Origin of the sequence: Actinoplanes sp. CA-051413 (genome assembly GCF_050955795.1) — a bacterium.
Taxonomy (GTDB): Bacteria; Actinomycetota; Actinomycetes; order Mycobacteriales; family Micromonosporaceae; genus Actinoplanes.
This window is the reverse complement of record NZ_CP192100.1, coordinates 4,945,864-4,958,750: the sequence shown is the minus strand read 5'-3', so window position 1 is coordinate 4,958,750 and position 12,887 is coordinate 4,945,864. Positions and strand designations below refer to the sequence as shown.

The following is a 12,887-nucleotide window of genomic DNA, read 5'->3' as shown; positions in this document are numbered from 1 at the left end:
TCATGACCACCGTGGCGCCACCCGCCACCGTCACCGTGCTGCCGGTGACCCACGGCGAACGACCCGTCGGTGCCTGGATCGTCGGACCCCGCGGCGCCACGTTCCGGCCCGTCGTCGACGTGACCCGGCTGGCCGGCGCGACCCTTGCCGCCGTCGGCGCTGTGACCGTCGCCGTCGCCGTGGCGGCCGCGGCCGGACGTCGGCGCCCGGAGATCGGCGCGGTCACCATGGGCCCGGGCGGCTGGGTCAGCATCAAGCGCACCGCCCTGCCGACGCTGCGCTCCGGCACCTCCCGGCCCTGGTGGGCCAGGGTGCTCAAGGCACGTCGCCTGGTGCCGCAGCGCTGACACAGGTCCCGTCGTGGCCGGGCCCATCGGCCCTGCCACGGACGGCCCCCCGGTGACGACACTCGAAGCAAGATCAAGGAAGGGAAGACGTCATGCGCGCAGCGGTTGTCACCGGCTTCGACCAGCCCCTCGAAGTCAAGGAGGTGCCCACGCCCGAGCCGGCGGCCGGGCAGGTGCTGGTCCGGATCGAGGCCAGCGGGCTCTGCCACACCGACATCCACGCCGCCCGCGGCGACTGGCCGGTGAAGCCCACCCCGCCGTTCATCCCGGGCCACGAGGGTGTCGGCATCGTCGAGCGGCTGGGCGCGGACGTCACCGCGCACACCGTCGGCGACCGGGTCGCGATTCCCTGGCTCGGATACGCGTGCGGGACCTGCGAGTACTGCGTCACCGGCTGGGAGACGCTGTGCGAGTCGCAGCTCAACACCGGCTACGCCGTCGACGGCGGGCACGCCGAGTTCGCCGTCGCCGACGCCCGCTACGTCGTGGCGGTGCCCAGCGGTATCGACCCGGCCGAGGCCGCGCCGCTGACCTGCGCCGGCGTGACCACGTACAAGGCGGTCAAGGTCGGTGGGGTCACCCCCGGGGACCGGGTGGCGATCTTCGGCATCGGCGGGCTGGGGCACCTGGCCCAGCAGTACGCGCAGATCTTCGGCGGCGAGACCATCGCGGTGGACGTGACCGAGGAGAAGCTCGCGCTGGCCAAGCGCCTGGGCGCGGCGCACGTGATCAACGCCGCCACCACCGACCCGGTCGCGGCCATCGAGGCGCTGGGCGGGGCGGACGTGGCCGTGGTGCTCGCCGCCGACCCGCGGGTCATCGAGCAGGCGCACGCGTCGCTGCGCCGCGGCGGCCGGCTGATCCTGGTGTCGCTGCCCAAGGACAACGCGATGTCGCTGCCGATCTTCCAGACCGTGCTGAAGGGCATCCGGGTGATCGGCTCGATCGTCGGCACCCGCGCCGACCTGGCCGAGGTGTTCCGGCTGCACGCCGCCGGCCGCACCCAGGTCCTCTACGAGGCCCGCCGGCTCGACGACATCAACGCCTCCATCGAGGACGTGCTGGCCAGCCGGGTCCCCGCCCGCCTGGTGCTGATGCCGCAACCGGCTCCCGCGCCGGAGGTCCCGGGAGGCCCCACCTCTCGGGACCTCCGGCCCTGACCGGCCGGGCGGTCACCGATGAGGCTGAAAAGAGACACGAGGAGGAGTCATGGTGCGGGAACGCAGAGATGCCTGGCGCGGATTCACGGGGACGACCTGGCGGGACACCGTCGACGTCGCCGGGTTCATCCACGACAACGTCACGCCCTACCCCGGCGACGCGGCGTTCCTGACCGGGCCGACGCACCGCACGGATCGGCTCTGGCGGGAACTGCAGCGGATGTTCGTCGAGGAGCGCAAGCGCGGCATCTACGACGTCGACACGCACACCCCGTCGACCATCACCGCGCACGTGCCCGGCTACATCGACCGCTCCCACGAACTGATCGTCGGGCTGCAGACCAGCGCGCCGCTGCGGCGGGCCATCATGCCGGCCGGTGGCCTGCGGATGGTCGAGGCCGGGCTCAAGGCCTACGGGTACGCGCTCGACCCGGCCGTGCACGCCATCTTCTCCCGCTACCGCAAGACGCACAACGACGGGGTCTTCGACGCGTACCCGGCGGATGTGCTGGCCGCGCGGCGCTCGCACATCATCACCGGGCTGCCCGACGCGTACGGCCGGGGCCGGATCATCGGTGACTACCGCCGCGTCGCCCTGTACGGCGTCGACCGCCTCATCGCCGAACGCCGGGAACGGAAGGCCACGTTGGACGCCCAGCTGTCGAGTGAGGACGTCATCCGCGACCGGGAGGAGCTGGCCGAGCAGACCCGTGCCCTCGGTGAGCTCAAGACCATGGCCGCCGCGTACGGCTCCGACATCTCCGGCCCGGCGACAACCGGCCGCGAGGCGATCCAGTGGTTGTACTTCGCCTACCTGGCCGCGACCAAGGAGCAGAACGGCGCGGCCATGTCGCTGGGGCGCACCTCGACGTTCGTGGACGTCTTCCTCCAGCGCGACCTCGACGAGGGCACGCTCACCGAGACCGGCGCGCAGGAGCTGATCGACGACTTCGTGATCAAGTTGCGGATCATCCGCTTTCTGCGGACGCCCGACTACGACCAGCTGTTCTCCGGCGACCCGACCTGGGTCACCGAGGCGATCGGCGGCGTCGGCGCCGACGGCCGGCCGCTGGTGACCCGCAGCAGCTTCCGCTACCTGCAGACCCTCTACAACCTCGGGCCCGCACCGGAGCCGAACCTGACCGTGCTGTGGTCGCCGGCCCTGCCCCAGGGCTTCAAGAAGTTCTGCGCGCAGGTCTCGATCGACACCAGCTCCATCCAGTACGAGAACGACGACCTCATCCGTACCGGCTACAGCGACGACACGGCGATCGCCTGCTGTGTGTCGGCCATGCGGGTCGGCAAGGACATGCAGTTCTTCGGCGCCCGGGCCAACCTGGCCAAGACCCTGCTGTACGCGATCAACGGCGGCCGCGACGAGCTGACCGGCGACCAGGTGGCCCCGGCGAGCCCGCCCGTCACCGGCGACGTCCTCGACCACGACGAGGTGCTCACCGCCTTCGACCGCACCCTCGACTGGCTGGCCGAGACGTACGTGGACGCGCTCAACGTCATCCACTACATGCACGACAAGTACGCGTACGAGCGCCTGGAGATGGCGTTGCACGACTACCCGGTGCACCGCTTCCTGGCCACCGGCATCGCCGGGCTCTCGGTGGCCGCCGACAGCCTCTCCGCGATCAAGTACGCGCAGGTCAAGGCCCTGCGGGACACGTCCGGGCTGGTCGTGGACTACGCCGTCGACGGGGACTTCCCGACCTTCGGCAACAACGACGACCGCGCCGACGCCATCGCCGTCGACCTGGTCGAGCGGTTCATGGCCAAGATCCGCCGCCCACCGGCCTACCGCGGCGCCGAGCCCAGCCTGTCGGTTTTGACGATCACCTCGAACGTGGTCTACGGCAAGCACACCGGCAACACCCCGGACGGGCGGCGTACCGGCGAGCCGTTCGCTCCGGGCGCGAACCCGATGAACGGCCGCGACCGGCACGGCCTCGTCGCCGCTGCGCTGTCGGTGGCCAAGCTGCCGTACCGGTGCGCCCGCGACGGCATCTCGCTGACCACGACCGTGACCCCCGACGGTCTGGGGCACAGCCGCGACGAGCGGATCGACAACCTGGCCGGGGTGCTCGACGGCTACACCGACGCGGGTGGCTTCCACCTCAACGTCAACGTGCTGGACCGGGCGACCTTGGAGGATGCCATGGCCCATCCGGAGAAGTACCCGCAGCTCACCATCCGGGTGTCCGGCTATGCGGTCAACTTCGTCCGGCTGACCCGCGAGCAGCAGCACGACGTGATCTCCCGGACCTTCCACGGCTCGCTGTGACCACCGTGGCCGCGCCGCTGACCGGCTCCGTCCACTCCTTCGACGTCTCGACCGGAGTGGACGGGCCCGGCACCCGCTTCGTCGCGTTCCTGGCCGGCTGCCCGCTGCGCTGCCAGTACTGCCACAGTCCCGACACCTGGTTCCAGCGCAACGGCCGGCCGACCACCGTCGACGAGCTCGTCACCGAGATCCGCCGCTATGAGCGCTTCATCAAGGTCGCCGGTGGCGGGGTCACGCTCAGCGGCGGGGAACCGTTGCAGCAGCCCGGTTTCGTACGCTCGGTCCTGACCCGGTGCCAGGAGCTGGGCCTGCACACGGCCCTGGACACCAGCGGCTTCCTCGGCGACCGGGCCGACGACGCCCTGCTCGACGCCGTCGACCTGGTGCTGCTCGACATCAAGTCGGGCGACGAGGACACCTACCACGCGGTGACCGGGACCGGCCGGCTCGAACCGACGGTCCGCTTCGCGCATCGCCTGGCCGGGCGGGGCATCCCGATCTGGGTCCGCTTCGTGCTGGTGCCGGGCCTCACCGACGACCCGGCGAACGTGGACGCGGTGGCCGACCTGGTGGCCGCCGTGCCGACGATCGAACGGGTCGAGGTGCTGCCGTTCCACCGCCTCGGCGCCGCCAAGTACGCGGCCCTGGGCCTCGACTTCCCGCTCGCCGGCACCGAGCCACCCGACGCCGAGCTCCTCGACCGGGTCCGCGGCCAGTTCCGCGCCCGCGGCCTGACCGTCCAGTAGGAGGAGTCATGGAAACCAGCACGGCCGCCACCCGCGGACTGACCAGTGCGGAGGCCGCCGACCGGCTGGCTGCCGACGGCCCCAACACCGTGGCCGCGCCCGCTCCCCGCCGGTTGCCGGCCCGGATAGGGAGGCAGCTGGCCGATCCGCTGATCGCGCTGCTGCTGGTCGCCGCGGTCGTCACCGCATTGCTGGACGATCTGCCCGACACCGCCGTGATCCTGCTGGTCGTCACCGTGAACACCCTGATCGGTGTCGTCCAGGAGGTCCGGGCGGACCGGGCCATCGCCGCCCTCGACCAGCTCGCCGCGCCGACCGCCCGGGTGGTCCGCGACGGCGCCGACCGGATCCTGCCCGCGGCGCAGCTGGTGCCGGGTGACCTGGTCCGGCTCGAGGCGGGCGACATCGTGCCCGCCGATCTGGACCTCGTCGAGGTGCAGCGCGCGAGCTTCGACGAGTCGGCGCTGACCGGCGAGTCGGTCCCGGTGCACCGCCGGACCGGCGAGGAGGCCGGAGCCGGGACAGTGCTGACCACCGGGCGGGCCGCCGGGCTGGTCGTGCGGACCGGGGCGGCGAGTTCGCTGGGCCGCATCTCGGCCCTGGTGGCCCGCACCAAGCCCGGCCTGACCCCGCTGCAACGGCGGATCGCCGGCCTGGGCCGGGTGCTGGGTGCTGCCGCCGTCGCGGTCTCCGGCGTCGTCTTCGCGCTCGGGGTGCTGGCCGGCGAGCCCGTCGCCCGGATGGCGATCACGGCCGTGAGCCTGGTCGTGGCGGCGGTGCCGGAGTCCCTGCCGGCCGTCGTCACCCTGGCGCTGGCCCTGGGCGCCCGGCGGATGGCCCGTACCCGGGCCATCCCGCGCCGGCTGCACGCCGTGGAGACCCTCGGGTCGGTGACGGTGATCGCCTCGGACAAGACCGGCACCCTGACCCAGAACCGGATGTCCGTGCAGCAGGCCGTCACCGCGGACGGCGCCCGCTACACCGTCTCGGGCTCCGGCTACTCCCCCGACGGCGACGTCCGGCGCGACGGCAGCCCGCTGCCGGCCCCCGAGGACCTCCGGCTGCTCGCCCGGGCGGGACTGCTCTGCAACGACGCCGAGCTGATCCCGCCGGCCGGCGACCGGTCCGAGTGGACGGCCGCCGGTGATCCGATGGAGGCCGCCCTCGTCACGCTGGCCGCGCGGTGCGGGCTCGACCCCACACCGGTGCGAACGCGCCTGCCGCGGATCGCGGAGCATCCGTTCGATCAGGCCACCAGACAGATGACGACCGTGCACCGGTTGAGCGACGGCGACTTCCTGGTGGTGTGCAAGGGTGCGCCGGAGAGCCTGCTCGACGCCGGCTCGCACTCGATGCTGCTCGACGCGGCGGCGGAGCTTGCGGCGGACGGCCTGCGGGTGCTCGCCGTCAGCGCGGCCACGGTGGCGACCCGGCCCGATCCCGCGGACCCGCCGCCGCTGCGCGTACTCGGGCTCGTGGGCATCGGCGACCCGCTGCGGGACACCGCACGCGACACCGCCGCGGCGTTCGAGGCTGCCGGCGTACGCCTGATCCTCATCACCGGCGACCACCCGGCGACCGCCGCCGCGATCGGCGCCCAGCTCGGGATCCTCGCCCCCGGCGACCGGGTCGCCCGCGGCGACGCGGGCCCGCTCACCGCGGCCGACATCGACCAGGCCCGGGTGTACGCCCGCATCCAGCCGGAACAGAAGCTCGACATCATCGCCGAGTTGCAGCGCCGCGGTGACGTGGTCGCGATGACCGGCGACGGGGTCAACGACGCTCCCGCGCTGCGGCGGGCCGACATCGGCGTGGCCATGGGCGGCGGCACCGAGGTGGCCCGGCAGGCGGCCGAGCTGGTGCTGGTCGACGACAACCTGGGCACCGTCGCGACCGCGATCGGCGAAGGCCGGCGGATCTACGACAACATCCGCCGGTTCCTGCGCTACGCCCTGTCCGGTGGCATCGCCGAGCTGCTGGTGATGCTGGCCGGCCCGTTCCTCGGCATGCCGCTGCCGCTGCTGCCCGGCCAGCTGCTCTGGGTCAACCTGCTGACGCACGGCATCCCGGGGGTGGCGATGGGAGCCGAACCCGCCGAGGCCGGGGTGCTGCGCCGCCGCCCGCGGTCACCGCAGGAGTCCGTCCTCGGCGACGGACTGCTGCGCAGCGTCCTGATCGGCGGCGCGTGCGTCGCGGCCGTGGTCCTGGCCGCCGGGGTGACGGCCCACCAGCTCGACCGGCCGTGGCAGTCCGTCATGTTCGTCGTGCTCGGGCTGGCTCAGCTGGGTGTCGCGCTGGCCGTGCGGGCCACCCCGGAACCCGGCACCAGGCGCAACTGGTCGCTGCTGGGCGCCGTGGCGCTCTCGGCGGTGTTGCAGATCGCCGGTGTGCTGCTCACCCCGTTGCAGACCCTGCTGGGCACCGAGGCCCTGACCGTCGCGGAGCTGTTCGCCTGTGCGGCGGTGGCGCTGGTGCCGGGCGTCGGGTTGCGCCTCAGCCGCCGGGTCCAGCGGCCCGCGCACTCGTGACATCCGGCTCTGACCAGCGGATACCTGCCGGGCTGACGATGGACTCAGAAGCTCAGCAGAGGAGTGCCGCCATGACCATCAAGAGAATCATCGTCGGATACGACCGGTCGGCCGATGCCCGGGCCGCCGCCCGCTGGGCGCTCGACGAGGCCGCCCGGACCGGTGCCCTGGTCGAGTTCTTCTACGCCTACGAATGGCCGGAATGGGCCCCGGCGGCGTCGACCATCCCCGCACCCGCGGTCTGGCCGGACGGCGAGACCGACCGGGCCATCAAGGGCCGGCTGCACGAGGCCGTCACCGCGGCGCAGCAGACCCACTCCGGCGTCCGCACCGAGATCTCCATCGTGCAGGCCGGCACCGCGTTGACGCTCATCGAGCGTTCCGCCGACGCCAGCCTGATCGTCGTGGGCAGCCGCGGGCACAGTGCCGTGGCCGGGCTCCTCGGCTTGGTCAGCGTCGCCGTCAGCGCGCACGCCCACTGCCCGGTGATCGTGGTCCGCGGTGACGCCGCACCGACGCGTCCGGTGGTGGTCGGCGTCGACGACTCGCCGTCCGCCCACCTCGCGCTCGACTTCGCGGTCGAGCAGGCGGTGGCGCGCGGCGTGCCGTTGCGGGCGATCCGCACCTGGCCGCCGGTCACCGGGATCTGGCAGGAGAGTCCCATGGTCACGCGGACCGTCACGGACGAGGAGCGCCGCCCGCTGGACGAGCTCGTCGCCGGCTGGCGCGACAAGTACCCGCAGCTGGACATCAGCGCCGAGACGGTCGTGGACCATCCGGCCAACGCCCTGGCGCTGGCCAGTACCACCGCTCAGCTGCTGGTGGTGGGCTCCCGGGGACGAGGCGCCGTGCGGGGCATGGTGCTCGGCTCGGTCAGTCAGCACCTGCTGCACCACTCGGCCTGCACCGTGGCCGTCGTCCGGGAACTCCCCGGAGCCTGACCACGCCGCCGCCCGGGCCGGATCCGCACTCGCGGGTCCGGCCCGGGCGTGTTGCGCGGGCAGAAGCTCAAGTCGTGGTCGCGGCCCGCATGGCTTTCTCCTGCGCTGATCCGGAACGCCAGGCGGGCGGGACCAACAGCACCGGGCAGACCGCGCCGCGCATCGCCGCGATGCCCAGTGAGCCGTAGACGAGTTCGGCGAAGCGACCGGTACGGCCCATCCCGGCGACCAGGAGACGGCTCCGCCGGGCCGCCCGCTGCAGGGTGTAGCCGAGGTCGACGTCGGGCACGATCAGCCGCTCGACGACCACGTCCGGGTAGGCCCAGGCCCAGCCGGCCAGTGCCTCGGCCAGCTGCCGGTCGGCCATCGACGCCTCCGGACCGGCGGCCGAGGCCGCCACGTGCAGAGCCACGAGCTGCGCCTCGAGGCGGGCGGCTTCCTCGTACGCGCAGGCCACCGTCGACGTGGGTTGCGGGCCGGCGGAGGCGGCGAGCACGACGGGTCCGCGCGGCGGGGCGGACCCGCGGCGTACGAGCAGGGGGCAGGCGCTCTGATGGGCGAGATAGGTGGCCGTCGACCCCCAGCTGGGCTGGGTCAGCGCTTCGTCGCGGTGGCCCACCACCAGCAGCCGCGCCGACGCCGATCGCTGGGTCAGCACGGTGGATGCCCGGCCGTGGAGCAGCTCGGTGCCGACCAGCAGCCGGGGCGCCCGGTGGCGGGCCCGCCGCGCGGCGAGATCGAGCAGGTGCCGGCTGTCCGCCTCGGTCGGCAGCGGGCTGCGGGCCCCGGTCGTGGTGCTGTGCCGGCTCGGCCAGACGTGCATGATGGTCAACGGCGCCCGGCGCCGGACCGCCTCCTCGACCCCGAGATCCACGATGGCCAGGTGTTCCCGGGCCTGGTCGATCGCGACCACGACGGGAAGCTGCTGCGGGTCGGACACGACGGTGTGCATACCTTGAAGGTAGGCGCGAGCCCGGTCCGGCAGAACGGCCGACGGACCGGGATGGCCGGGACTTTGGTCCGTCACTCACCGTGGTACGCGGTCTTCTGGTCCCGTGCGGGACACCACCGGCGACCGGAGATCACCGCTAGGCTTCGGGCCACCGCGCTCGGCGCTCCGCCGCGTTCCCGACAGGAGCAACTTGATGAACCAGGTCCCGGACGCATCCCCGCTTCCGTTCCCCGTGACCGCCTCACATCCGGAGGTGTGGCGGTACGACGACGCGACCGGGACGGTGACCGCCGCCGCCCCGGCCCACACCGACCTCTACATCAATCCCGGCGGTGCCGATGCCGGGGACGCCGAGACCATGCTGAGCGCCGCGACTCTGCTCGGGCTGCCACCCGGCGGCGACTTCCAGTTCAGGGCGCGGATCAGCGTCGACTTCCGGGCCCAGTACGACGCCGGGGTCCTGCTGCTGTGGGCCGACGAGAAGCACTGGGGGAAGTTCTGCTTCGAGCTCTCCCCGTCCTCGGCGCCCATGGTCGTCTCCGTCGTGACCCGGGGCGTCTCCGACGACGCCAACGCCTTCACCGTCGAGGGCCACGTCATCTGGCTGCGCGTCTCCCGCATCGACCGGGCCTACGCCTACCACGCCTCGCTCGACGGCACGACCTGGCAGCTGATCCGCGTGTTCCACCTCGGCGACGACCTCACCGGCCACCGGATCGGCTTCGAAGCCCAGTCACCCACGGGCGACGGGTGCACCGTGACCTTCGACCAGGTCAGTTTCACCTCCGATCGGCTGGCGGAGCTGCGCGACGGCTCATGACCGCGTCCGCGATGGGTCCGCTCAGGACAGCATCCGCATAGGTGGGTGGGCCACGTGCTCGAGGTCGGCCGCGCCGACGGTCAGTACCTTGTAGGCGAGCGCGGCCAGCGCCCGGGCGGTGGCCGGGTCGTCGGCGTTCTGATCGAACTGCGGACGGCGCTCGTTCTCGTTCTCGGTGATGGTGATCTCGACCGTCCAGGTACGCGCGTGTGCCATGACGGCACCTCCCTCGGCGATGCGGCGACCATGAATGCCGGGCCCTTCGGCAAGCCCGGCAGGACGCCATCCTCAGCCCTATCTCAGCGGTGGTAGGGGCGTCTCAGGCAGTGCCATTGGTCCCGAGTCGGGACGCTCACCCCTTGCCGCGCGAGCCCACCACGGGCAACGCCGCGTGCGCCGACATGTCGATCAGCGCCTGGGCCGGGTGACCGGCCAGTCTTGCCGTCTCCGAGAGCTTCCTGGACCGCCCCGCTGCGGGTCTCCCACGACGTCACCGCCGGGCAGCCGCCGACGACGGCGAACCGTCCACGCCCACCACGATGCCGGTGTCGCGGACTCGCCGGCGTTCTCGCGCGGCATCATCACGCTCCCCTCTCGACCGTGGGTCGCCGCGCCGTCCCCGGCCAAGACAGGTCCTACGCCCCTGCCACAGGGCCGGGCCCGACGGGACCATGGGCGGAGAACCTCTGGAAGGACCGACGCCATGATGTACGGAAACGGCATGAGTGCCGGCTGGACCCTGATGATGTTCGCCGTCGTCCTGCCCGCACTGCTGCTCGCTGTGGGACTGATCGTCGCTCAGCTGTGGCGCAGACCGGCCGAGCCGCCGCCGGGCACCGACGCCGAGCAGCTCCTCGGCGCCCGCTTCGCCCGGGGCGAGATCCAGACCGAGGAGTACGAACAGCGCCTGCACACTTTGCGCGCCGGCCGTCGCTGACGACGCCTGCACGGTCGGCCGGGTGGTCCGGGTACGCGTACAGCTCGATCAACCGGTGTCGCGCGCCCGCAGCCGGCTGCCCATGACCGTCAGGAAGCGTTCCCAGTCCACGGGTACGGCGGCAGCAGCCAGGACCAGCCGACGACGCCGCCGGCCCCGACGCGTTCGATGACGATGTCACCGCGGCCCGGCACGTGGAAGTCGAGAGCGACGAACGCCGGAACGCAGCAACCAGAAGTGCGCTGCCGGGTCCGAGGTGCCATGGCGCTCCTCCTGACTTTCATCTCCGGTGGGCGTGGCGCGCTGCCGGATCGGCGTCGGGTGGCCAGATCCGGTCGAGCAGGTCCTCGAGGACGGGTCCGGCGACGATCAACAGCGCCAGCATCGCGAGGATCACAAGGATGAGCCATGACATGGCGGTACCTCCCAGGCTTGCCGTACCTGGGTTGATCGTCGCCCGCCCGGCAGCGCGCCGGCAGAGTCGCCGGCACCGTCTGCAGGGGCCTTTCGGCCCGGCCCGATGCGCAGAGCTCGAGCGGTACGACCAGGACGGGCCGGTGCGAGTGGTGCAGCGTGGCCATGGCAACCGAGCCGAGCAGGAGCTCACGCACCGCCGACCGGCCCCGGGAACCGACCACGATCACCGCCGCCGCCCGGCTAAGGGCGTACGAGACCAGGGTCTCGGCAACGGCGGACGAGGATCCTCGGTGCGGACCGTCGAGGTGGACCATGGTGACCTTGTCGTCGCCCGCTTCCGGGACGTCGGCCGGTTCGGGCGAAGTCGGGTCGACGGAGACGAGCAGCAGTTCCCGGGCCGGGAAGAGGCGCCGCAGTACCTGCGTGGCGCGCACCGGGCGATCCGTCCCAGCCGACGACCACCGGCCCGTCGGCCAGGGCGGCTGCCTCGGCCGCCAGCAGCGGGTGCGCGACGACGAGCGCGGGACACGGGGTGTGGTGCACCGCCATGTCGGAGACGCTGCCGAGCAGGGCCTTGGCGCCGCCCAGCCCGCGCGAACCCAGCAGGATCAGGTCGGCACCGAACTCCCCGGCGAGCTGACCGAGCTCCAGTCCTTCCCCGCTGTAGACGCGCCGTACGAGCGGCTCCGCGGCCCACCCGGCGGCCCGGGCCAGCGTCACCCCGTTGGCGGCCAGCCGGTCGGCCTCGCGCTCACCCTCGGCCTCGACGGCCTCGACGAACTCGTCGATGTGGCGGCTGCCCGTCCACAGCCGCCGGCGCAGAGGCTCACTGGCGAACGGCGGCGTCCACAGATTGGTGATCCACGCGTGGGCTCTGGGGAACAGCGCCGTACCGGCGTCGATCGCCGCGCTCGCGGGCGGTGACCCGTCGTATCCCACGATGATCCGGACCTGTTCGGCTGCGGTCGTCACGGCCAGCTCCTCTCCGTCGTCGGCCTCCCTCCAAGCGTGCCCTCCCGCAGCGCTCCCGACGGGGGCCACGTGGCCCACTGCGGGGGCCCTTGGTCCCGAGGCCGATCGCCCCTGGCAACACGCTGCGAGAACGGCGGAGCGTGACGGTAAGAGTCGATAGCGATGACCAGCGGAGTGTCGGTGTACTGCTGCGCGCGGACCGGTCCTGCGGCGCTACCCGCAGATGGCGCCTGGGGCGCGCCCGCACATCCCAATGGATCGGCACGCCGGCGCGGAGGCCTTCGCGGCGATCGCCGCGCAATTCCCGGTGTTCCGCATCCGCCCGGCGGGCCTGCCCGCCCCCGGCCTCAGCGCCGGGGCAGAACCCGGCGGGCCAGCCGACCGGCCGACCGGTACGGGAGACGCGATCGCGCCCCCTGACGAGCACGCGCGGTGATCAGTGCCCGCGCCACGAACAGGGCGGCGACCGCGACGAGCTGACCGCCCAGGACGATCCGGTTGACGTCGATGACCGGCCGCCAGTCGACCTTGCCGTCGTGCAGGACGAACACGCCGAGCGGTTTGGCTGACACGCCCAGGCCTCCGCCCGTACCCCCTTGCTCCTGGCCCGGCGCGGTCGTGCCGGTGCCGCCGCCTCCGCCCGCGCCGCCGCCGACCCGGGCCACCGGCACCACGATCGTGTCTCCCTGGGTGATCGGGGTGCCGAAGACCTTGTCCACCGTGACGTTGCCGACGGCCTCCCGCAGGGTGTCCAGCAAGCGTGTCTCGTTCCTCGTC

The 12,887-nt window shown here is 72.7% G+C and carries 14 protein-coding genes; 8 read left to right on the top strand and 6 right to left on the bottom strand.

Annotated elements, in window-relative coordinates:
• Positions 1-2 precede the first annotated feature (2 nt).
• The 6 genes from ACQP2Y_RS23385 to ACQP2Y_RS23360 all read left to right on the top strand — a co-directional run bounded on the left by ACQP2Y_RS23385 (position 3) and on the right by ACQP2Y_RS23360 (position 8,012).
• Positions 3-347 (top strand): hypothetical protein, encoded by a 345-nt coding sequence (locus tag ACQP2Y_RS23385; RefSeq protein WP_433716837.1) that lies wholly within the window; start codon positions 3-5, stop codon positions 345-347.
• Positions 348-439: 92 nt separating this feature from the next.
• Positions 440-1,507: a zinc-dependent alcohol dehydrogenase gene (locus ACQP2Y_RS23380; RefSeq protein WP_433716836.1), complete on the top strand. Its 1,068-nt coding sequence runs from the start codon at positions 440-442 to the stop codon at positions 1,505-1,507.
• Between the two features lie 52 nt (positions 1,508-1,559).
• The gene (pflB, locus tag ACQP2Y_RS23375; protein ID WP_433716835.1) at positions 1,560-3,797 is read left to right on the top strand and encodes a formate C-acetyltransferase; all 2,238 of its coding nucleotides are present in this window, start codon (positions 1,560-1,562) and stop codon (positions 3,795-3,797) included.
• Complete coding sequence (gene pflA / locus ACQP2Y_RS23370; protein ID WP_433716834.1) at positions 3,794-4,543, top strand: pyruvate formate-lyase-activating protein; 750 nt, start codon at positions 3,794-3,796, stop codon at positions 4,541-4,543. Before pflB ends, pflA begins: the two co-directional genes overlap by 4 nt.
• 8 nt (positions 4,544-4,551) lie before the next feature.
• The gene (locus ACQP2Y_RS23365) at positions 4,552-7,071 is read left to right on the top strand and encodes a cation-translocating P-type ATPase (RefSeq protein ID WP_433716832.1); all 2,520 of its coding nucleotides are present in this window, start codon (positions 4,552-4,554) and stop codon (positions 7,069-7,071) included.
• A 71-nt stretch (positions 7,072-7,142) separates the two neighbouring features.
• Positions 7,143-8,012, top strand: a complete 870-nt coding sequence (locus ACQP2Y_RS23360; RefSeq protein ID WP_433716830.1) for a universal stress protein — start codon at positions 7,143-7,145, stop codon at positions 8,010-8,012.
• Between the two features lie 67 nt (positions 8,013-8,079).
• Here the strand turns inward: ACQP2Y_RS23360 and ACQP2Y_RS23355 are convergent, their stop codons facing one another.
• Positions 8,080-8,964, bottom strand: coding sequence for a universal stress protein (locus ACQP2Y_RS23355; protein WP_433716828.1), 885 nt, complete (start codon positions 8,962-8,964; stop codon positions 8,080-8,082).
• A 232-nt stretch (positions 8,965-9,196) separates the two neighbouring features.
• Between ACQP2Y_RS23355 and ACQP2Y_RS23350 the strand changes: the two genes are divergently transcribed.
• Entirely contained in the window at positions 9,197-9,784 is a 588-nt protein-coding gene (locus tag ACQP2Y_RS23350) for a DUF1349 domain-containing protein (protein ID WP_433716826.1), read from the top strand.
• Between the two features lie 21 nt (positions 9,785-9,805).
• Here ACQP2Y_RS23350 and ACQP2Y_RS23345 read toward each other — a convergent pair whose 3' ends face one another.
• Positions 9,806-10,000, bottom strand: coding sequence for a hypothetical protein (locus ACQP2Y_RS23345; protein ID WP_433716824.1), 195 nt, complete (start codon positions 9,998-10,000; stop codon positions 9,806-9,808).
• A 487-nt stretch (positions 10,001-10,487) separates the two neighbouring features.
• Between ACQP2Y_RS23345 and ACQP2Y_RS23340 the strand changes: the two genes are divergently transcribed.
• The gene (locus ACQP2Y_RS23340; RefSeq protein WP_433716822.1) at positions 10,488-10,721 is read left to right on the top strand and encodes an SHOCT domain-containing protein; all 234 of its coding nucleotides are present in this window, start codon (positions 10,488-10,490) and stop codon (positions 10,719-10,721) included.
• Positions 10,722-10,810: 89 nt separating this feature from the next.
• On the opposite strand, the gene ACQP2Y_RS23335 is transcribed toward ACQP2Y_RS23340, so the two are convergent.
• From ACQP2Y_RS23335 to ACQP2Y_RS23320, 4 genes are all read right to left on the bottom strand, one after another.
• Positions 10,811-10,984 (bottom strand): hypothetical protein, encoded by a 174-nt coding sequence (locus tag ACQP2Y_RS23335; RefSeq protein WP_433732447.1) that lies wholly within the window; start codon positions 10,982-10,984, stop codon positions 10,811-10,813.
• Positions 10,985-11,001: 17 nt separating this feature from the next.
• On the bottom strand, positions 11,002-11,136 hold the full coding sequence (locus tag ACQP2Y_RS23330) for a hypothetical protein (RefSeq protein ID WP_433732445.1): 135 nt from the start codon (positions 11,134-11,136) through the stop codon (positions 11,002-11,004).
• Between the two features lie 242 nt (positions 11,137-11,378).
• On the bottom strand, positions 11,379-12,110 hold the full coding sequence (locus ACQP2Y_RS23325) for a universal stress protein (protein WP_433731678.1): 732 nt from the start codon (positions 12,108-12,110) through the stop codon (positions 11,379-11,381).
• A 347-nt stretch (positions 12,111-12,457) separates the two neighbouring features.
• Entirely contained in the window at positions 12,458-12,868 is a 411-nt protein-coding gene (locus ACQP2Y_RS23320) for a spore germination protein GerW family protein (RefSeq protein ID WP_433731676.1), read from the bottom strand.
• Positions 12,869-12,887 lie beyond the last annotated feature (19 nt).